This is a genomic window from uncultured Candidatus Kuenenia sp., assembly GCF_900696675.1.
GTDB lineage: Bacteria > Planctomycetota > Brocadiia > Brocadiales > Brocadiaceae > Kuenenia > Kuenenia stuttgartiensis_A.
In genome coordinates, this window is record NZ_CAADGZ010000293.1 from 1 (window position 1) to 1,221 (window position 1,221).

Here is a 1,221-nt window from a genome sequence, read left to right on the forward strand (position 1 = left end):
TGACTATGATGTCGCAAAATATCTTTTCTGTAAATACCGGTAGCCACCCGACAATTGTAGAGGTTATAAAATACAGGTTGCTGTTTTTTACTATTTTGTAACGTGACCTCATGATTTTCCACGCAAAGCATCGCTTTTACCGCATGTACGTTCCCAAGCCGGAGCTTGGGAACGAGGGTGTGCACCGGGGCTTGGGAACGAGGGTGAAACAGTCTTCAATCGGCAATCGGCAATCGGCAATCGGCAATCGGCAGTCAGAAGTCAGAGGTCTGAAGTCGGCAGTCGGCAGTCGGCAGTCGGCAAATTACAGATTGAGGATTGCAGACTGGGGACTGGGAACACCTCTCGTTCCCAGGCATCTCTAGTTCCCAGTCTCTCTCGTTCCCAAGCTCCGGCGCACACCCTTGTTCCCAAGCTCCGGCTTGGGAATACGCTTATACCAGAAGCTCCAGCTTCTTTTCATAATTCAATTTGATCTATCTCGATACACCCTCTTGACGTATGCATGAGTGTCAAATACGTGTAGATGCGGCATAATGGGCTACCTGCTAAAAATGTTAAAATACGAAATACGACGCTCGAAATCCGAAACAAGTTCCGAAATACAAAAATACAATGACAAAAACATTGTTTGCTGCACGATGTAGTCATGTAGTGCAACGAGGTTCGTCGCACTACAAATGATAATTTCCCGTTTCAAAAGACTAAAGTACTACGGTTTTTTTCATTGGGATTTTGTATTTTTGAATTTGTTTCGTATTTCGTACTTCGAATTTCGTATTTTTTATTTCCTGCTTGTTTGGTTCTGTCTACGCCAGCTCATGGCTCATGGTTCGTGGCTCATGGTTCAAATCGTACTTCGTACATCTTCTGTCAAGGTTCATTTATGTTTTACAGCAGGTTGAATTTCTTCAGGATGCCGGCGACTTTTTCATCGGTCTTGCTGAGGGTTCTGAATGCATCTATGAGGGTGTGCAGTTTGTTACGGTTTGTTGCTATGTCGTCCTCTATCTTCTTAACCTTGTCTTCAAAGGGACGTATCATGGTGCGCCTGTCCCACAGGGCAAACCATATTGTGCCGCCACACAACGTCGCAAATGCGCCAAAGATGCCCAGCATTATATGGACCAACCGGTCAAATTGTTTATCTATGCGGTCAAATTGTTTATCTATACGGCCAAACTGGATATTTATGTCTTCCCGGAGTTGTTTTACTTCTCC

At 44.6% G+C, this 1,221-nt stretch carries 2 protein-coding genes; one reads left to right on the forward strand and one right to left on the reverse strand.

Annotated features, from left to right (window positions below; all coding sequences use genetic code 11):
- Positions 1-110 precede the first annotated feature (110 nt).
- The gene (locus tag QZT26_RS17730) at positions 111-365 is read left to right on the forward strand and encodes a hypothetical protein (protein ID WP_295104094.1); all 255 of its coding nucleotides are present in this window, start codon (positions 111-113) and stop codon (positions 363-365) included.
- 526 nt (positions 366-891) lie between these two features.
- Here the strand turns inward: QZT26_RS17730 and QZT26_RS17735 are convergent.
- Positions 892-1,221 (reverse strand): hypothetical protein (locus tag QZT26_RS17735; RefSeq protein WP_295104096.1); only part of this gene is annotated, 330 nt, incomplete at its 5' end.

What these genes read in the sequence shown, in the direction of transcription:
- QZT26_RS17730 (WP_295104094.1), top strand. Translation starts at nt 111, where the DNA reads ATGATTTTCCACGCAAAGCATCGCTTTTACCGCATGTACGTTCCCAAG.